Below are 20510 nucleotides of genomic sequence, written 5' to 3' on the forward strand. Positions count from 1 at the left end.
CACCTTCCTAATCCTCATCATAATTTCAGGACGATATTCTTTATTTTTGGTGTATTCATTTTTAATCTATGTTTATACCGCTTGTATACATCCGCATTGCTGCAAAATGCTTACATTAACATTTGCGGGTCTACATCCAGACTAATGAGCAGTTTTTGCGCCTGAACATCATCGTCCATGCGCCGGGCTGTTGCCAGAGCGAGTCCGATGGCGTCTACATCCCCCCGCCATTTTATCATACATTGGAATCTGTATCTATTCTTGATCCGTGGAATCGGGGACGCTACCGGCCCTAACACATCAAAAGCGTCATTGCTGAAACGATCAAGACTGCCAAGCCATCCGGCTGCATTCGCCTTCTCCTTCAGTATTCGCGTGTAGTTCTCAGCAAGACGAATCAATACCGGAAGCTGTTCATGCGAAAAGGTCACCAGAATCAGGCGACAGTAAGGTGGATATTGCAGATTGCGACGGTGTAGCAACTCCTCACGTACAAACGACACATAGTCATGCTGGCTTGCATGCCCAATAGAGTAGTGTTCCGGCGTATAGGACTGGACAAACACTTCACCAGGCAATTGGTGACGACCCGCTCGGCCAGCTACTTGTGTTAACAACTGAAACGTTTTTTCGGCAGCACGAAAATCAGGTAAATTCAGTGCTGAATCCGCTGTTATGACGCCAACCAGGGTCACATCAGGGAAATCGAGTCCCTTCGCAACCATCTGTGTGCCTAGCAACACGTCTGCCTTTTTCTCACGAAACTGTTTCAGCAGCTTCTCGTGAGCCCCTTTTTCCGTTGTCGTATCCACATCCATCCGAATGACCCGAATGCCCGGAAACAGCTTCGCAAGCTCTTCCTCGACCCGCTGTGTACCTGTACCAAAGTATCGAATATGCTCACTTCCACAATCTGGACACACTTCAGGAGCCGCTTCCGCATACCCGCAGTAATGACAACGGAGATTATTCGAGCGCTGATGATACGTCAATGAAATATCACATTCGGGGCAACCTGCTACATAGCCACAACTTCGGCACATAACAAAGGTCGAATATCCACGGCGATTCAGCAGAAGCACCGTCTGTTCACCACGTTCCAAGCGCTCCTCCAGCCCTTTATGCAAAGCTCTACTGAACATGGAACGGTTGCCATCCTTCAACTCTTCGCGCATGTCAACGATTCGCACTTCAGGCAGCTTGTTACCCAATGCCCGTGTCGGCATCTCCAGCAAGAGTGGTGCAAAATCATCGTTACTCTGCGAGCGTGCCGCATAATAACTTTCCAGCGAAGGTGTCGCTGAACCCAGAACAACCACGGCCTGATGCTGCTGTGCTCTTTTTACTGCTACATCCCTGGCATGATATTTCGGAGTTTCCTCCTGTTTGTAGGAAGTCTCGTGTTCTTCATCCATAATGATTAGCCCAAGCCGACTGAACGGAGCAAAGACAGCTGAACGCGCCCCAATCGCAACCTTCACCTGACCCTCACGAATCTTGCGCCATTCATCATAACGTTCACCGCCTGACAGACGACTGTGCATGACCGCAACCTGATCACCGAAGCGACCTTTGAAACGTTCTACCATCTGCGGGGTCAGTGCAATCTCGGGCACCAATACGATGGCCTGGCGATCCTGCTCGATGCATCGTTGAATGGTCTGGAGGTAGACTTCTGTCTTACCGCTGCCTGTGACACCATGCAGCAAAAATACCCCATGGCGTTGTTCCTGCAACCGCCCATTGATACTGTCATAGACATGTTTTTGCTCATCGGTCAGAACCAGAGGTTCAGTCGCTTTGAACTTCCTGCCCTGATAAGGGTCACGAAAGACCTCAACATCCTCGGTTACGATCAGTCCCTTTTCCTCAAGACCTTTGATTGTTGCGGCCGATACCTGCAGTGTAGACAACACTTCTTTCATCGGCATAGGCAGCAGCTCTTTCATTTCTAGCAAAAAAGCAAGAATCTCCTTCTGCCGCTGAGCTTTTGCCGGGAACGAATCAAGTGCTTCCTGAGCAGCTGTGATATCTACAGCCAGATCAACGGACTTCATCGTTTTCTTATTCAACTTGTCCTTGATGGCCTGACTCTCCAGCAGCACACCACCAAGCAATAGTTTCTTAATTAGCGCAGCATGATTGGGATATTTCCGACTGAGTTGTTGCAAGGGTACCTGACCCCGACTTTTGACAAAACGGATGATATCCTGCTGCACCTTCTCGGTCGTAGACTCTTCTCCCCAAACAAATAACACCTCATCATCCGGTTGTGCACCCGCCATCTGTCCATCAAGTGCATCTCCCAGCGAGATGTATCGTTCCGCTTTCCCCTTCAATGCCGTCGGCACCATAACCTGCAATGACAAAATCCGGTTACTGGCATAACGTCCACTCATCCATTCGGCCAGTTCAACCAAATCCTTTGATAATGGGGGAACAATGTCCAGCAACTCCTGGATCTGCTTCAGCCTGAATGTTTCCTCCCCGGTACGCGGAACAAGATCAATCACGAATCCCTGCACCGTCCGATGACCAAAAGGCACACCCACCCGGCTGCCAATCTCGATCCATTCCCTCATCGATTCAGGTACCAGGTAATCAAACGGCCGGTCTGTTTCCTTCACAGGAACATCGACAATGACCTTGGCAATCTCCATATCCTAATTCCTCCCGGCAATGCGCTCCGCCGCAATCCGGAGCAACCGATGAGCCACATCGTCCTTGGCCATCACTGGAAGCTCCTCCACCAAACCTTCCCGGTCATAGATATGTACCGCGTTGGTGTCTGTTCCAAATCCTGCACCCGTGCGGGTTACATCATTGGCTACGATCAGATCACAGTTTTTCCGTTCCAATTTCTCACGTGCATACATCTCAACCGACTGAGTCTCCGCAGCAAAACCAATCAAAAACTGATGGGTCTTCTGTTTGCCCAGCGTTTCAAGAATATCTATATTTTTAACAAGTTCGAGCGACAGCGTGTCGCCTTTCTTCTTGATCTTCTCGGTATAAACTTCCTTTGGACGATAATCGGCAACTGCCGCCGCCTTAACCACGATATCAGCATCGTCCCATTCGTGTGTTACCGCTTCATACATATCCTGTGCAGACTGTACAGGGATCAACTCAACGTTCTCCGGTGGCTTGGCTTGGGTACTGCCCATAACCAATTTCACATCTGCCCCCAGATCACGCGCAGCTGCGGCTATGGCAAATCCCATTTTGCCAGACGAATCGTTTGTAATATATCGTACGGGGTCAATGCGCTCAATCGTACCTCCAGCCGTAACGACAACCTTCTTACCTTGTAACAGTGAAGCTTGTCCTTGCTGGGCACGGTCTACAGACTCGCGCTGTTCGAAGAAACGTTCCACCACATCCACAATGCTCTCCGGTTCTTCCAGACGTCCCTTGCCCACATATCCACACGCAAGCAGACCTTCACCCGGTTCAATCATCATGGCGCCCCGTTCAACAAGCAGGTTCATATTATGCTTTACAGCTGGATGATCATACATATGTACATTCATCGCTGGAGCAATCATGACAGGGGCTGTCGTGGCAAGCAGAGTTGTTGAGAGCATATCATCTGCCATGCCATGCGCCATCTTGGCAATTACATTGGCTGTAGCTGGAGCAACCAGAACAAGATCAGCCAGATCAGCCAGATGAATATGAGATACGACTGCTGGCTCACGTTCATCAAATGTATCGGTATATACGGTGTTTCGGGTCAACGTTTGCAGCGTCAATTCGGTAATAAACTGTGTAGCGGAAGCTGTCATAATCACATGAACATCCGCTCCCTTTTGCACCAGTCTGCTGCATAATGTTGCCGCCTTGTAAGCGGCTATGCCGCCTGTCACACCAAGCACGATTTTTTTACCGTTCAACATGGTTATTTCCCCCGATATTTATACGACGTCTAAGTAAGATTCCGTTAAAATAGGCTTATTCGTAAAAAAATAACAACCTCGCGGTTGTCAATTAATCCGGCTTACGCCGTATGCAGTTGAAGAGCAGCCGCAGGCGGCTTACTCTTCTTCTTCGTCCTGTCCTTTGATGACAACGAGCAGGTCTCCATAGATTTCTTCCAGTGCAACGCCAACTTGTTTATGGGATCTCGCACCTCTTAAATCCGTTTTTTCACCTTCACGTAGCTGTCTAGCCCGGCGGGAAGCAGCAACAACAAGGGAATACTTGCTGTCGACTTTGTTCATCATTTCATCAATAGAAGGATACAGCATATTAACAAACACCTCTTCGCATTAGTATAATCACAAGTTGCCGCCTGACAGAACTGATGTGGCATGTCTTCACATTCGGCAGTCCAATAGGACTGCTTCAATACATGATATGACAACTGCCCCACTTATATCGTATTCTGCAGCGGCAAAAGGGATTATTTATTGATCTTACAATGTTCGGCGATTATGATGCTTTCTATTCTCTTGCACGCCAAATCAATTTCATCATTAACAACAGCGTAATCATACTGCTCCAGCAGACTGATCTCATCGACCGCCACAGACATCCGGTGATCAATGGTCGCTTGACTTTCGGTACCACGACCCTGAATGCGATCTTTCAGCTCGTCCAATGAAGGAGGAAGCAGGAAAACAAAGATGCCTTCCGGGAATTTCTCTTTCACTTTTAACGCGCCTTGAACCTCAATCTCCAGAATGATGTCGCGGCCTTCGTTAATCGTTTTCTCTACAAAATCACGCGGTGTTCCGTAATAATTACCGACATACTCCGCATGTTCCAACAATTGATCTTCAGCAATCATGTTCTGGAACTCTTCATGACTTCTGAAGAAATAGTTCACACCATGTTCTTCACCAAGACGAGGCTGACGGGTTGTCGCCGATACGGAATAGATCAATTCCGGCACCAGTTTGCGCAAAGCGCTGCATACAGTACCCTTCCCGACCCCAGATGGGCCGGACAACACTACCAGTAATCCCTTAGACATATTACACTCCATTTTATTCGTCGTTATCATCATCTTTCGAAGAAAGACGATGGGCGACCGTCTCCGGCTGAACTGCAGACAGTATGACATGATCGCTATCCGTAATAATTACGGCACGAGTACGTCTTCCGTACGTTGCATCAATCAGCATGTGACGATCTCTTGCCTCTTGTATAATTCTCTTGATCGGCGCCGATTCCGGACTCACGATGGATATAATCCGGTTCGCCGATACGATGTTACCGAATCCAATGTTAATGAGTTTGATTGCCATAATCAGGTTCTTCCCCCTATACATGCGACTCTTTTGCCGAAATGTGGCCGTTCATTCGATATTCGCCGCTTGCTCACGAATCTTCTCCAGCTCCGCCTTCATCTCGACAACACGGTTCACCAGAGCCAAGTGGTTGGCTTTTGATCCAATCGTATTGACTTCCCGATTCATCTCTTGAATTAGAAAGTCTAACTTACGACCTACCGGTTCATCACTCTTCAGCAGTTCCCTGCTCTGTCCAAAGTGACTGAGTAGACGCGTAAGTTCCTCTTCTATGTTAGAACGATCGGCAAACATTGCAATTTCCATACCCAATTTATGCTCATCAAAAGGGAAAGAGCCTTCTTCCTGCATTTCCGTAAGTCTCTGCCTTAACTTGTTGCGGTAATCACTCACCACAGTCGGTGCAAGAGCAAGCATCTCGGTATGCAGTGACTCCAGACGAATAATCCGCCGTTCCAGATCACTGGCCAGATGAAGACCCTCGCGTGCGCGCATCTGCTCCAGACTGGACAGAGCCTCTCTCAATCCTTCCTGCAAAACTCGCTCCCATTCGTTCTTCTGCTCTTCGGGAATGGAACTTGTCCCATCCGAATGAACCATGACGTCCGGCAGCCCAAGCATATCCACAATACTTGGTTTGCCCTGCATTCCAAAGTGAGTCTCCAGTTGCTCTGCAGCCTGCAGATAGGCCCTGACCGTCTGTTCATTCAGAACAGCGGGAAGAGCCTGGTCTTCCTCTTTTTCTTTCATTACATAAACATCAATCCGCCCACGTTTCAAACGGCTCTGTACGATCTTCCTCAAACCGTCTTCATAATATGTCCACTCTCTTGGCAGACGCATCATCACTTCGCAATAACGATGATTAACAGATTTGATCTCTAATTGTACCTTATAGCCGCCAAAATGAAAGGCGGATTGACCGTATCCGGTCATACTGAATGACATCGGCATCACATCCGTTTTACTATTGTAATTGATTATTAGGGTTGAAACAAGTAGGACATTGATGCTCCGACTTCTCCCATACATATTGAGTCAGTTCGGCCGTCATGCCGTAGAACATAAACGGTGTCATGAGGTAGATCCCTTTGAAATGTGCTGTGGCTACGTCCAGCAGTTCCTTGGCAATTTTTACCCCCATCGCACGGCCCTCTTCGCCTTCCAGACCTGCCATACGGGAACGCACTTCATCCGAAAGCTGAATCCCGGGAACTTCGTTGTGCAGATACTCTGCATTCCGTCCACTTGCCAGTGGCATTACACCTACAAAAATGGGCACATCCAGATGTTTGGTTGCTTCGTGCATTGCCACGATTAACTCGGGGTCATAGACAGGCTGCGTCATGATGTAATCTGCACCAGAGGCAATTTTCTTCTCCAGACGCTGTACAGCTTTCTCCAAATATTTCACATTGGGATTAAATGCTGCTCCGATGACAAAACCAGCTCTTTGCTTCAGCGGTTTACCCGAGAAGGCCACTCCATCGTTCAACTGTTTGATCATGCGTATGATTTCAAAAGAGGTCAGATCGTATACCGAGCTCGAACCAGGCAGATCGCCAAATCTGGCAGGATCTCCTGTCACAGCAAGTACATGATTAATCCCCAGAGCATCAAAACCCATCATGTGAGACTGTGTTCCAATGAGATTCCGGTCACGGCAGGCAATATGGACCAATGGGCGGAGACCCGTGCGATCCTGAACGAGGTGACCCAGCGCCATGTTGCTCATCCGTGTAACCGCGAGTGAATTATCGGCCAGTGTCAGGGCATCGGCTCCTGCTGCTTTCAGTGTCTCGGCACCCTTCATGAACTTGGCAATGTCCAAGTCACGTGGCGGGTCAAGTTCAACAATGACCGTGTGACGCTGCTTGACCAGATCAACGATTGTAGGCTGTCCTCCACGTCCGGAACGCTCATCCACATTTTCATGCAACACGATGCGCGGTTTGGATTCTGACGGATCAGGCTCCAAAATAGGCAAAGGTACATAGTCAGCGAGCGCCTCTTTCATTGCAGTAATATGATCCGGTGTCGTACCACAGCAACCGCCGATAATACGAGCGCCCAGATCAGCAAATTGCACTGCCGTCTGACCAAAGTACTCCGGAGTCGCACCATATCGGAACTGACCATCGACATAATCTGCTGCACCCGCATTCGGATAAACAGACATCGGAATACCGATACGTCCGGAGACGGTTTCCATGGCTCGCATAATCCCGTTTGGACCTGAGCGGCAGTTAAAACCGATCACGTCCGCGCCCTGCTCCCGCATGATCCGGAATGCTTCAGGCATCGTATATCCATCCAGCGTGTGCCCTACATCCTCTACCGCGAACTGTCCAATCACAGGCAGATCGCTCAGCTTGCGCGCTTGTAAAAGGGCAATATCCATTTCCTCGATATCATAGAAGGTTTCAAGCAAAATGCCATCCACACCTTCATCAAGCAGAGCAAATATCTGTTGTTGATAGAAGCGTTTCAGTTCACTTGTAGACACGTTTGTCCGCTTGCCACCTCGGATGGAACCAACGGCACCAAGCACATAACCAGTGTCGCCAGCTACCTCTTTGGCAATGCGTACGCCGGCACGGTTCACGTCCTCCACCTTGGACTCCAGGCCGAACTTGGACAACTTGTCATAATTGGCAGAGTACGTATTCGTTTCAAATATCTCAGTACCTGCGTCCCGATAACGGCGATGTACATCCGCCACCACTTCAGGTGAAATCAAGTTCAACTCTTCGTATGAAATCCCTACCGGGAAACCCATTTGGTACAGAAATGTTCCCATGGCCCCATCTCCAACGAGAACCCGTTCCTGCATAGCTTTGCGCAAATCCGCCTTCATCCCATTTCCCCCCGCCTAGCTGTGATCATTTACATACTAATGTAACACAAAAAACGCTAAAAAACGAAGAAAAACACAGGTTTTTACTGAGTATCCAGCTCATATGGACTTTCTTGCCATACAGCCCCCAATATGTCTCTGTACAGGAGACACGACCTGTCCTTTTTGACAAAAAAAGAGGCCCGCAGGCCTCTTTGGTTAAATTTCCCACTTTTTATGAAGTGATTCCCTTAAAGACAACTTCAGCAGGTCCGGTCATGTATACATGATTGTCAGCTTCATTCCACTCAATGTGGAGATCCCCACCCTTGAGGCTGATGATGGCTGTACGATCTGTATGTCCATTCAGGACAGAGGATACCAGTGTTGCACAAGCTCCGGTTCCGCAGGCAAGTGTCGGACCAGCTCCACGTTCCCATACACGCATGTCCACATATCCACGGTCACGAACTGTGGCGAATTCCACATTGATTTTTTTCGGGAACATCGGATGTACTTCAAGAAGTGGGCCCCAAGTTGTGAGATCAAAATTCACAGCATCATCAACGTAGATGACCGCATGTGGGTTACCCATTGATACGGCAGTGAATTTGAACGCATGTCCATTCGCTTCAATGTGGTGATCAACCACAGGATTGGCATCTACCGTTGTCGGCACTTGAAGGCCGTTCAGAATCGGCTCACCCATATCGACACGAACCGTTTCCACTTTGCCATCACGAATGTTAAGACTGACAGGTTGTACGCCTGCACCAATCGTTTCAATAGTAATCTGTTCCTGGCTGACATGACCATGATCGTATACATATTTGGATACACAGCGAATGGCATTCCCACACTGCTCTGCTTCCGAACCGTCCGAATTCATGATGCGCATCTGAAAGTCCGCCTTCTCCGAAGGCAGTATATAAACCAGGCCATCCGCACCGATGCCGAAGAAACGATTGCACCATTTTACAGCCAATTCTGCTGCATCTGCCGGAAGCTCCTTTTCACCAAATACAACGATAAAATCGTTACCAAGTCCATGCATTTTCGTAAATTCCATAATCTTGCCCACTCCTTTTGGCAGTCTGCTGCCAAAGCTATATTCTTGCTCTTCTACAGGATCAGCATAGAAATTCATATTCAACATTTGCACACAAAAAAGCTATCCTGCAAAACGTCAAAGCTGCCGCTTCGAATCATTTTGAGGATAGCATACCGAAATGGATCAGGAAAAGCTATTGATTTTATGCCGAAAACTTTGTACTTTTCGGTACGAAGCGGCCAGAACCGCCCATACGGCGGCGGTTACGACGACCACCCCAGACGCTGCCTGCGCCCATAAGGAACGTTGGAATGCCCGCAGCAACGATGCAGATCGCCCATTCACGCAATCCCAGAGGTACGGTTTTGAAGATCGGCTGCAACGGTTCAACGTACATCACAACGAGCATCAGTACAACCGATGAAATCACGGCAAGAACCAGATATTTGTTCTGTAGTGGGTTCCGGTGAAAAATCGACCGCGAACTACGGCAGTCAAAGACATGAATAAGCTGTGCCAAAACGAGTGTAGCAAAAGCCACAGACTGTGCCTTAATCAGTTGACCCGGGTTATCCGGTGCAGCCTGAAGGGTAAGCCAAAATGCGCCGAGTGTACACAATCCAATCAATACCCCCCGGCTGACGATTTTCCAACCCAGTCTGCGGGCAAAAATATTTTCCTTGGCACCACGGGGCTTGTGTTCCATCAGATCTTTTTCAGGCTGATCTACCCCCAGCGCCATGGCAGGCAATCCATCCGTCACCAGGTTAACCCACAGAATCTGAATCGGTACGAGTGGCAGGGGCAAGCCCATCATCATTGCAAAGAACATTGTTAAAATCTCCCCTACGTTCGATGCCAGCAAATAACGGATAAACTTGCGGATGTTCTCATAAATATTACGCCCTTCTTCAATGGCAGCCACAATGGTTGAGAAGTTATCATCACTTAGAATGAGCGCCGAAGCTTCCTTCGTGACATCTGTACCTGTAATGCCCATCGCGATCCCGATGTCAGCCGCTTTAATCGCCGGAGCGTCGTTCACTCCATCCCCCGTCATGGCGACGACATGCCCCTTGCGCTGCAACGATTTTACGATGCGAAGCTTATGTTCAGGCGATACCCTTGAGAACACGTAGATGCCTTCTACCTGCTTATCCAGTTGCTCGTCTGTCATGCCTGCCAGCTGCTGACCACTTAGCGAGGCACCTCCACGTGGAAGAATCCCCAACTGATGCGCAATAGCTTCTGCCGTTGTTCCATGATCACCTGTGATCATGACGGTACGAATGCCCGCTTTGCGGCATGTGGCAATCGCATCTCGCACTTCACGACGCGGCGGATCAATCATACCTGCAAGTCCGACGAATACAAGCTGACTTTCGGCGGCATGTTCGTCAGCCACTTTTTCCTCCGGTCGTACTTCACGATAGGCCATTCCGAGGACACGCAGTGCCGCTCCGGCCATGCTCTCATTGGCTGCCATCACTTTCTGCCGCAGTGTTCCGGTGAAAGGTACGACCTTGCCTTCCCATAAAATATAACTGCAGTGTCCGATTAACACATCCGGTGCACCTTTGGTGTAGATCATTCGCCCTCCCTGGTGATTGACCAGGACTGACATGCGTTTCCGCTCGGAATCAAACGGGAACTCCTGCTGGCGGGCATACAACTCTTTGAGACCAGTAGGCGTAAGCCCCATTTTGGAGGCCAGTGTGACCAGTGCACCTTCCGTCGGATCACCCTTCAGCTCCCAGAATACATTCTCTCGCTGGGCCGCTTCTTCTTTGTAATCATCTTTTTTAGCGTTTTTCTTGCCATCCTTTTTGGTATCCTTGCCCTTTTTCTTGTTCCCTAATTCGTTTGCGACACTCTCAACAATACTGGCATTGTTGCAAAGTGCGCTAATCTGGAGCATTCTGCGCAGGGACTGGTCACTCTTTAATTCCACTGTTCGACCGTTCTCCAGCATCTGCCCTTCAGGTGCATAACCATCCCCAGTAACCTTGATGCTGCGTCCCTCCAGCCACACATCCGTTACCGTCATCTTGTTCTGGGTGAGCGTGCCTGTCTTATCCGAACAGATCACAGATGCACAGCCAAGGGTTTCGACAGAAGGCAGTTTGCGCACAATGGCTTTACGTTTGATCATCCGCTGCACGCCAAGTGCGAGTGCAATGGTTACAATGGCCGGCAGACCCTCCGGTATGGCTGCCACCGCGAGGCTGACCCCTGCCAGAAACATGCCAACGGCTGGTTGTCCGTGCAATATGCCTGCGACGACGACCATGACGGTTAATCCCAATGCGACAAAAATCAGAATTTTGCCCAGTTGTTCCAGTCTGTGCTGTAGCGGTGTTTCCTGCTCCTCCGTATTCTGGATCAGATCGGCAATTTTGCCCATCTCCGTCTCCATTCCCGTACGGATGACCACACCTTTGGCCGTACCACGAGTAACCATGGTACCCATAAAACCAATATTCTTCTGATCACCCAGCGGAACGTCCTCGTCGGCAATCGGAAGACAATGCTTGCTTACGGGAACCGATTCCCCGGTAAGTGCCGACTCCTCGACATCCAGACTGTTCGTTTGCAGCCAGCGTACATCAGCGGGTATGCGGTCGCCACTCTCCACCATAACGATATCTCCGGGTACGAGTTGTTTGGCGGCAAGATGTACTTCCTGGCCCGATCGAAGCACTTTGGCGAGAGGTGCGGACAACTGTTTCAATGCACGAAGAGATCGTTCTGCCCGGAATTCCTGTACAAACCCCAGAATCGCATTCAGTACGATAATCGCCACAATCGTTACTGCATCCAGATACTCACCTAACATTCCGGATACCAACGTTGCTCCCATCAATACCAGCACCATAAAATCTTTGAACTGATTCAAGAGCAATGTGATCGGAGAAATGCGTTTCCCCTCGCTCAGCTCATTCGAACCGACCACTTTTCTCTTCTCTGCTACAGCTTCGTCCGTCAATCCTTCCTGCGGGCTGACGCCAAGAGTGTTGCGAAGCTCTTCATCACTAAGTTGATGCCACTTGGTATGTTCCATGCTTCAAGGTTCCCTCCCAGTCTGTATTTCATCTGCAAAATAAGCTCACATGCTTCACCGGCGCGCTGGTCGACAGGCTGTACACTATGCCGGACAAACTACCTGCTCTATATGTATTCGGACAGGTCTGTGATTAGCACCCAAGAGGCGAATCCTTTCCCTGATGGACAGAATAAGCTAAAATAAAAGTCTGCGATGTTCTACGCAGTACCGATTCCAGCGTTCAACAGGCAAGCAACGAAGAATCTGCAGCCGGTCCTGTTTTTTTACATAACCTGGTTGCTCATTTCAGTTATATAGATGAAGCATTTGGCATGATGATAAAATGCAGATGCTCGATAGAGAGAGGAAGTGGAAAAAATGGCATTGGACGGCATCGTAACACGAGCCATTGTTCATGAATTGCAGGGCTGCATTGGTGGACGTATCAGCAAGATCCATCAGCCGAATGGCCATGACGTAGTTCTCACACTGCGTGCTCAGCGCGGAAATAGTAAATTGCTTGTTTCGGCAAGCCCGACATATCCTCGTGTGCATTATACGGAAAAGACATTTCTTAACCCTACTGAAGCACCCATGTTCTGCATGCTGCTCCGCAAGCACTGTGAAGGTGCAATCATTGAGGAGATCCGTCAAATTGGCATGGAACGTATTATCCACATCAATGTGCGCCAGCGCGACGAACTGGGGGATGTTTCGGTTAAACGGATCATCATTGAATTGATGGGGCGTCACAGTAATATTATTTTGCTTGATCCTGTAACAGGAACAATTCTGGATGGTATTCATCATGTAACTCCGTCCATCAGCAGCTACCGGGTAATTATGCCCGGATTCTCGTATACTGCCCCACCCGAGCAACATAAAAGTAATCCGCTCGAAGTAAGTCGTACAGCATTCGAGGACAGCTATCATGCCGCTGAGGAAGAGGCATCACGCTGGCTTGTGAACTCCTTTAGCGGTCTTAGCCCGTTAATTGCGGGAGAGATTGCTGCTCGTGGGATTACTCCTGAAGGCACAGTGAGCACTCCCACTGTGGTTGAGGGTGAGAGCCGAGTTGAGGCTGGTGCACTCTGGAACGCTTTTGAAGCCGTGATGGGACCTGTCAGAGATCATATCTACACGCCTGTAACCGGAATGAACGCTAAAGGCAAAATGATTTTTTCGGCCGTTCATCTTCAAAGCATTCAAGACTTGGAGAAAGCCTATGACACGATGAGCAAGTGCATGGAAGATTACTACGGAGACAAGGCTGAACGAGACACGGTAAAACAGAGAGTAAGTGATCTGCTCCGTTTTCTGCAGAATGAGCGAAGCAAAAACATCAAAAAGCTGGACAACCTGAACAAGGACCTGCTGGAAGCTGACGATGCAGACAAGTTCAGACTATGGGGTGAGTTGCTGTTTGCCTCCCTGCATCAGGTCCACAAAGGGGATAAGAGCGTGGAGCTTGTGAACTTCTACGATGAAGACCAAGCCAACATTACTATTCAGCTTGATCCGCTGCTCACACCGTCTGACAACGCACAGCGTTACTTCAAGCGGTATAACAAATACAAGAACAGTCTGGCTGTCATTCATGAGCAGCTTGGCAAAACCAAAGACGAGATTGACTATCTCGATAATCTGTTGCAGCAGCTCTCCATCGCATCGATGAACGACATTGAGGAAATTCGGGATGAGCTTGTGCAACAGGGATACCTTCGTGACCGTAACAAAAAGGGTAAAAAGAAGAAAAAAAGCGACCGTCCGACCGTACACCAGTTCACCTCCTCCGAGGGAATTGATATTCTTGTGGGCAAAAACAACCTGCAGAACGAGTATGTAACCAACCGTCTAGCTTCTTCCAACGACACTTGGCTTCATACCAAAGACATTCCAGGTTCACATGTCGTCATTCGCAGTACAGACTTTGGTGAGGCGACATTGGAAGAAGCAGCACAGCTTGCTGCCTACTTCAGTCAAGCCAAGGAGTCCAGCAGCGTGCCTGTGGATTACACGTTTATCCGTCATGTACGCAAACCCAGCGGTGCGAAACCAGGTTTTGTCATCTATGATCATCAGAAGACGTTGTTTGTCACGCCAAATGATGAATTGATCAAAAGTCTGCCATCCACCATTAAAAATGGATAAGGCTATATAAGTTGAACTAAAGATTATTTACACTGACACTACGATGACAGAACAACCTTCCAATCGCTGTTATCCCCAGATTTTTTTGATCCCTGTTCTGAAAGGGAAAATCCGGTGATAAAGGCGCACGCTTCGCTTTTTTCAGGTTTTTTCTGTCCTCTCCGTTATCGTGTAAATGATTAGTTCAACTTATATAGATGCAACAGTAACAAAGACAGAATCCCCTGACCATTAATGGTTCAGGGGATTTTTGTGGTTGCAATAAGTTATTTCAATGATAGGTGAAGCTCGCTTATTTCTCTTTTTTTGAATATTAATTCGTTTATATGTATACTAATTCAATATTCACGAATAAAATTATAGTTAAGGAAGTGTACTATGACCATACATATCAGAGAAACGCAACCTGATGATCTGAAACCACTGACTGCATTAATGCATGACTATGTGGTGGGATTCTACAACAACTCCTGGCCTGGTGATCAATCCATCCAGCTTCTGATCAACAACCTGCTTAATCAGCAGATCGGTGCTCAATTCGTGGCAGAAGAGGACGGAAAGCTTATCGGATTTTCCACCCTGTTCTTTACCTACAGCACGATGAAAGCAGAGCGTGTCGCCATCACGAATGACCTATTTGTTACGGAAACATTCAGAGAGGGCGAAGCAGAAGCCAAATTATTTGCACACTGCCAGCAATATACGCGTGAACATGGATGTGCTTATATGTCCTGGATCACAGCAGTAACTAATGAGCGGGCACAGCAATTATTCGAGCGTCTTGGAGCTGTACGTGGCGATTGGGTAAATTATTCGATTACATAGTCTCTTTTTAGCACAAAAAAGGGACATGCAAACATGAAGGTTCAGCCCTATCATGTTTGCATGTCCTTTTCTCCTTCGATCTTAAAATGTAGCCAGTAATACAGAATTTATTTAGTCAGATAGAGCTTTACCACGTCTCGCTTACACTCCCTTTTGTTGTGAAGCAGCTGCCTTCAGCCTTTCTAACACATCAACCTTTACGGTCTTGCTACCGAGATCCCCGTGGAAAACAACACCTTGCCGTTCGCCATGATAATCCGATCCACCAGTCTCAATAAGATCATACTCCCTGGCCATCTCAGCATACCTGCGTTCCTCTTCCAGGCCATGGTCCGAATGAAATACTTCAATCCCATCCGGACGGGCATCATCAATGATGCGACGTACCAATTCATCATCATTATAGAGACCCGGATGGGCAATCACAGCGGCTCCACCAGCGGCTCTGATCCACTCACACGCATCCTCGGGTGCAACTCGGGGTACAGATACGAAGCCAGGCTTGCCTTCAGCAAGATATCGATCAAATGCATCCCGCATGTCGACAGCATATCCCTTCTTCACCAACACATCAGCCATATGAGGTCTGCCGATACTCTCATCCGGCTCTAACGGCCGTCCTAGCTCATCGAGTACCTCCTGCCAGCTTATATCAAGCCCGAGTTCCTGTAGCTTGCCAATAATCAGATGATTTCGCTCATCTCGTGCTTCTCGTAATCCGCGCAACCTTTGTAGGAACTGCTCATCCTCCGTATTCACGTAATAACCCAAGATATGAATATCTTTGCCGCCAGCCCGGGTGCTGATCTCCACTCCAGCAACGACATCAATCTCGAACTCTTTACCCGCTTGCTGTGCTTCAGCTACACCAGCTACTGTGTCATGGTCCGTCAGAGCAACCGCAGATAGTCCTTTTTGCTTGGCAAGCTTCACATTATCAGCTGGTGGCTGCATTCCATCGGAGGCCTGACTATGGGTATGGAGATCACAGCGTCCTTGGCGTTGATCCATGTACAACAGCTCCTTTGTGTAAAATGATTTGGATTCACTCTCATCTATCATTGAGTTTCCGCCTATTATGCCTTCCCCGTCTTGTGTTCTGGCTCAGATTGCTCCTGTTGACGCAGATAGTTCAGGAAAGCGACAGCTGACAGCGGCAACAAGGACGATTTTAGATGGATGGCATAGAACTGCCGTTTGAATTCGAGTCCACGGATATCCACAATATGAACGAGTCCCAGAGCAAGCTCATGCTGCACGGAAGAAGGAGATAACATCGTAATGCCCACCCCTGCCTCTACAGCCGATTTTACGGCTCCAGTACTTCCAAGTTCCATCACCACATTCATATCCTGTGGATCAATATTTTTCTTTTGCAGCTGGTCTTCCATCACCTGACGGGTACCCGAGCCCTTCTCACGCAGCACAAAGGGATAGTTCATTACATCTTCAAGATTCACTTTGCTACGCTTAGCCAGATCATGCCCAGCAGGTACAATCAGTTTCAGCTCGTCCTGCATGACAGGCTCTACAATCATGTCCGGATGGTGTACTGGGGCTTCAATCAGACCAAAATTAAGCTGGTGTTTCAATATATCATCCATAATTTGCGTTGTATTCATCACTTTCATGACGATGGAAATATCGGGATACTGAAGCGCAAACGGTCCTAGCATGCGTGGAAGCACATATTCCCCGATCGTTAAGCTGGCTCCAAGCTGGAGTCGGCCCTGTAACATCTGGGTAAACGCAGACATCGCTTCATCTGTCTGCCTGACCAATTCTACGCTCCGTTTCGCATGAGGCAATAGAGTCCGGCCAGCCTCGGATAATTCTATTTTTTTGGTGGAACGATGCAATAACTTGGTTCCAAAGTAGTCCTCCAGTGATTGAATCTGCATCGTTACTGCCGGTTGAGTCATATGTAATGCTTGTGCAGCAGCCGAGAAGCTGCCTTTCTCTGCTACCGTATAAAAAATATGCAATTGGTGAAAATTCATATCTTCGCCCCTCTTCGATTACACTCTCTACATTGTAGCCGATTTCCTGCTTGGCAACAAAAAAAGCATGCAGCTTGTCTGCATGCGATGATACTTGAATCTATGATTTCAACTTATTAAATCTACTCAATTTACTTGTGCTTGCGGCTATTTTTGACCAGCGTCATTCTTCTTGAATGTCTTAACCATGAATAATATGACTTCAGGTCCCTCAACTCAATGGTCTCCGACATACGTCCCAGAAACGTAACTACAATCATTTTGTGCAGCGGGTTGCCCGCAATATCATATTCTCCTTCAAGTTCGGAAAATTCGGCGACCACCACCAGATCCTCATCAATCAGGTAGACGTCCTGTTCATTACGGTAGTATGGTGTTATACGGTCCTGCTTCAGACACTCCCATAACCACGCCGCAATATGGTCATCATCACTACGTGCAGGCTCAATACGGTCTGCATACCGCATCTTGGCATGATGGGTAATGACGATGTCGGCCACTTTCTTGTCTCCAAGAGCCACGAAAAACGGCTCGTAGGTGCTCCAACGTTGCATCACCTTATCACGCATGGGAATCACTCTCCACCAGATAGGACTTTCTATCTATTTATTACCAAATATATTACAACATTAGTCCCGCAACCTCAAGGCGTAAGTTTAACTTTTTTTCACAATAGCCAATTTGTGTATAATTCAAGAAAAGAGCGACCCCAAAGGGTCCCTCCAGTTTCTCTTCTATATTCCGTAAAAGCTCGTTTTGTCCATGGTTTTGCTGGCATACTCGGTTTTGATCTCATTACGATACGAGCGTTCGATCTTGCGCACATAGGAAAGTCGCTTCACATTTTTCATCGTATCATCTGCCCGTTCTGCATTAACATACATGACTACATAATGCATACGGCGGGAGATATAATGCACGGTGCCATATTTTTCGAGATTACGGGCAGCCTTCAAATCACTGACCCAAATAATGAATCCTGTCCTTTCCGCAAACATCATCGTTCCCCGCCCTTCTATAATGATTACTTAACTGCAACCACACTTGCCGCCACTACCGCAGCCGCCCTTCGGATTCGGATCATTGCTCGGTACCTTAATGGTCGTTGACACTGCAAATGCAATGGTCTCTGACATCTGGAATAACATATCATCCAGGGACTTCTCTGCCTGTTTGAAGCGAATTACCGCCTCGAAATTTTCCAACTCCTGTTCCAGAGCCTTCACCTGATCTTTCGCTGCATGATAATCCGGGTGAAAATGACCGAAACGCTGTGTTTCTTCAAACAATTCCTTCTTGGCATTCAGCTTCCGAATCCCCATCTGAATCTCAGGGGAAGTCTCGACTTGCTGCTTCCAATATAAATAATCCGATACTTCGGCAGATTGGTTAATCATGTCGCCCAGTTCATATGCGCCCGTTAACACTTGGGCCATATCGACCGTGTTCATTTCCGCTACGCTCATGAAATATTCATCCTATCTATATATAAAGTTCTACTCAACGTAGACTACCTCATCATAGCATATCCATGAATAGTTAAGAAGAGTTTTTCCTGCAATTAGAAATAGGGGGAACTCGAAAATTCGCCTTTCAACCTGATATTCACGTGAAATAGTCAGGTTATGACATCATCTGGCAGGATAAGACGCATTGTATCCCACTGTGACGGGGAGAATGTACGCCATTCTGTCTCAGATGTATGTTCACTTGAATCCAGCATGCACCAACCGCTTAATGTCCATTCTTCATGCCCCTCTACCTGATGTGGAATGAGGTATTGGGTTCCATGACCCTGTTGAATCCCAAGCTTGGTCTGCCACTCAATGGCTTTGGCAGCAATCTGTCGTGCGGTTGAACTATGATATCGACGCCACTCCTTGTACCAGGTCTCCGGTATCTCCTCAAATCCCAACAGAGAGAACCTCTTCTCAATGACAGAATGATCATGCTCCAATCCATGCAGAAAAGCAGGGACATCAACCAGACCTTGATTACCAGGTGTGTAAAAAGAAGAATGTTCACTGCTCAAAACATCTTTTTCGAATAACTTCTGATCCTCTGCGGAGCTTGTACTTGCCTTCGTTGGCTCCATGTACTGATCTACAGTTACTGTTGCAACATCCGTCTCCTTCCCCCAATCCGCTAACGCAATACGTACATTCTCCGGCACGCCTGTCAGAGCATATTGATCCAGAAACTCCATCACTTCATGTAATGCATGTCCTTTAGCTATGGCCGAAATAATCTGCTCTCTCGTCATGCGATAAATGGACATCCGATCACGCGTTACCCGTTCTGCGCATTGCCCCAGCATCCAGATTACATCAGGCCCCGCTTCCGGTGGCACCAACATGTCGAAATCAGGCTGCATGTAAAACCCACACGGCTCCGCCTCACCTACCGCCTCTTGGCGTAGATTCAACAGGCTCTGTGGTTCGATCAGCCAACGGAATGCCAATGCTCCCGACTGATCTTCTCCAACGTCGCCATAACCCCAACTAGCCAGTGCATAAAGCCATCCCCTGATCTGAGGTTCACATGTGGAATTCACTATACGACACCATACGTTCTTCCCTGGAGAAAGAACGGCCAATTGATGACGGAAATGCTGTAGAGCAGGCTCGGTATTCCCGTATCTGTCTACACAAGCTTGATATATCTCCCGATGCATCTGTCCCCATGAAAGCTTCAACCATTGCTGTAATTGATGATCTACGATCCGAATCCTCCCCTCTGCCTTCTGAACCAGATTCAGACTGAGCAGTAGATCGAGAAGGATTGCAACGTGAATCGGATACAGGTCCGAATGTCCATATCGGATGCCCAAACCATTAAAGTCTGTCGAAGATAGAACGGTGATCGCACTTAATTTCTGAATCGTTTTTTTATGTATAGTTCCCTTACCTGTCAAGGGTAGTCCTTCTCTTCCGATCCAAGCGATCAGATGAAGAAGCTCTGCAGCAATATCCGGCTTTCCCTCTTGTAGTACATGAGCATGTATTGTCATCTGTTCAACGGTTAAGCCCACTCTCTGCACATAAGCAATTGTCAATGTCTCCATCAGCGAAGCAGGAATATAGAATAATCGCTCCCCCCAACTCTTATGAACAGATTCGATCCATCTTTGCTGCCTAAGATTGGCGAATGTAGATTGGGCCTCTGCGACACTTAGCCCTTCGACAGCCCACTGTTCTCGCTGCAGGAGGGAAGAGAAAGGCTGTGCAGCATGTTTGTGAAAAATTGCACCAAGTACTTTTTGTTCTACTAAAGTAAGCTTTGACCATGAATCAATATCCATTACCATAGGCTCATTTACTGGTTCATATGAAGCCATCCCTTAATCCCT

The 20510-nt window shown here is 48.0% G+C and carries 17 protein-coding genes; 2 read left to right on the forward strand and 15 right to left on the reverse strand.

The window, feature by feature from the left end; genetic code table 11:
- Positions 1-110: 110 nt before the first annotated feature.
- The 9 genes from priA to PAHA3_RS14570 form a co-directional block, all read right to left on the reverse strand.
- Entirely contained in the window at positions 111-2660 is a 2550-nt protein-coding gene (gene priA / locus PAHA3_RS14530) for a primosomal protein N' (RefSeq protein ID WP_062835358.1), read from the reverse strand.
- Between the two features lie 3 nt (positions 2661-2663).
- Positions 2664-3899: a bifunctional phosphopantothenoylcysteine decarboxylase/phosphopantothenate--cysteine ligase CoaBC gene (coaBC, locus tag PAHA3_RS14535; protein WP_062835359.1), complete on the reverse strand. Its 1236-nt coding sequence runs from the start codon at positions 3897-3899 to the stop codon at positions 2664-2666.
- Between the two features lie 138 nt (positions 3900-4037).
- The gene (gene rpoZ, locus PAHA3_RS14540; RefSeq protein ID WP_036614619.1) at positions 4038-4250 is read right to left on the reverse strand and encodes a DNA-directed RNA polymerase subunit omega; all 213 of its coding nucleotides are present in this window, start codon (positions 4248-4250) and stop codon (positions 4038-4040) included.
- Positions 4251-4405: 155 nt separating this feature from the next.
- Positions 4406-4978 (reverse strand): guanylate kinase, encoded by a 573-nt coding sequence (gmk, locus tag PAHA3_RS14545; protein ID WP_062835360.1) that lies wholly within the window; start codon positions 4976-4978, stop codon positions 4406-4408.
- 13 nt (positions 4979-4991) lie between these two features.
- Positions 4992-5252 carry an extracellular matrix/biofilm regulator RemA gene (gene remA / locus PAHA3_RS14550; protein ID WP_006209218.1) on the reverse strand — a complete coding sequence of 87 codons (261 nt, stop codon included), beginning with the start codon at positions 5250-5252 and terminating at the stop codon, positions 4992-4994.
- Between the two features lie 51 nt (positions 5253-5303).
- The gene (locus tag PAHA3_RS14555; RefSeq protein ID WP_062835361.1) at positions 5304-6203 is read right to left on the reverse strand and encodes a YicC/YloC family endoribonuclease; all 900 of its coding nucleotides are present in this window, start codon (positions 6201-6203) and stop codon (positions 5304-5306) included.
- A 19-nt stretch (positions 6204-6222) separates the two neighbouring features.
- Positions 6223-8112: a bifunctional homocysteine S-methyltransferase/methylenetetrahydrofolate reductase gene (locus tag PAHA3_RS14560; RefSeq protein WP_062835362.1), complete on the reverse strand. Its 1890-nt coding sequence runs from the start codon at positions 8110-8112 to the stop codon at positions 6223-6225.
- A 214-nt stretch (positions 8113-8326) separates the two neighbouring features.
- Positions 8327-9160 (reverse strand): diaminopimelate epimerase, encoded by an 834-nt coding sequence (gene dapF, locus PAHA3_RS14565; protein WP_062836116.1) that lies wholly within the window; start codon positions 9158-9160, stop codon positions 8327-8329.
- A 184-nt stretch (positions 9161-9344) separates the two neighbouring features.
- A complete protein-coding gene (locus tag PAHA3_RS14570; protein ID WP_062835363.1) occupies positions 9345-12203 on the reverse strand; it encodes a calcium-translocating P-type ATPase, SERCA-type in 2859 nt (952 codons plus the stop codon).
- A 360-nt stretch (positions 12204-12563) separates the two neighbouring features.
- On the opposite strand from PAHA3_RS14570, the gene PAHA3_RS14575 reads away from it, so the two are divergent.
- Both PAHA3_RS14575 and PAHA3_RS14580 read left to right on the forward strand, forming a co-directional pair.
- Positions 12564-14336: an Rqc2 family fibronectin-binding protein gene (locus PAHA3_RS14575; protein ID WP_062835364.1), complete on the forward strand. Its 1773-nt coding sequence runs from the start codon at positions 12564-12566 to the stop codon at positions 14334-14336.
- Between the two features lie 378 nt (positions 14337-14714).
- Positions 14715-15161, forward strand: coding sequence for a GNAT family N-acetyltransferase (locus tag PAHA3_RS14580; RefSeq protein WP_062835365.1), 447 nt, complete (start codon positions 14715-14717; stop codon positions 15159-15161).
- Positions 15162-15302: 141 nt separating this feature from the next.
- On the opposite strand, the gene PAHA3_RS14585 is transcribed toward PAHA3_RS14580, so the two are convergent.
- From PAHA3_RS14585 to PAHA3_RS14610, 6 genes are all read right to left on the reverse strand, one after another.
- Positions 15303-16172: a PHP domain-containing protein gene (locus tag PAHA3_RS14585; RefSeq protein ID WP_062836117.1), complete on the reverse strand. Its 870-nt coding sequence runs from the start codon at positions 16170-16172 to the stop codon at positions 15303-15305.
- Positions 16173-16237: 65 nt separating this feature from the next.
- Entirely contained in the window at positions 16238-17161 is a 924-nt protein-coding gene (locus PAHA3_RS14590) for a selenium metabolism-associated LysR family transcriptional regulator (protein WP_062835366.1), read from the reverse strand.
- Between the two features lie 131 nt (positions 17162-17292).
- Positions 17293-17730, reverse strand: a complete 438-nt coding sequence (locus PAHA3_RS14595; protein ID WP_017687436.1) for a hypothetical protein — start codon at positions 17728-17730, stop codon at positions 17293-17295.
- A gap of 165 nt (positions 17731-17895) precedes the next feature.
- On the reverse strand, positions 17896-18159 hold the full coding sequence (locus PAHA3_RS14600; RefSeq protein ID WP_026080981.1) for a YlbG family protein: 264 nt from the start codon (positions 18157-18159) through the stop codon (positions 17896-17898).
- Positions 18160-18189: 30 nt separating this feature from the next.
- The gene (locus PAHA3_RS14605) at positions 18190-18627 is read right to left on the reverse strand and encodes a YlbF family regulator (protein WP_062835367.1); all 438 of its coding nucleotides are present in this window, start codon (positions 18625-18627) and stop codon (positions 18190-18192) included.
- A 152-nt stretch (positions 18628-18779) separates the two neighbouring features.
- Positions 18780-20498, reverse strand: coding sequence for a helicase-associated domain-containing protein (locus PAHA3_RS14610; protein WP_062835368.1), 1719 nt, complete (start codon positions 20496-20498; stop codon positions 18780-18782).
- Between the last annotated feature and the right edge of the window lie 12 nt (positions 20499-20510).

Source organism: Paenibacillus amylolyticus, assembly GCF_001570725.1.
In the GTDB taxonomy this organism is placed as follows: domain Bacteria; phylum Bacillota; class Bacilli; order Paenibacillales; family Paenibacillaceae; genus Paenibacillus; species Paenibacillus amylolyticus_A.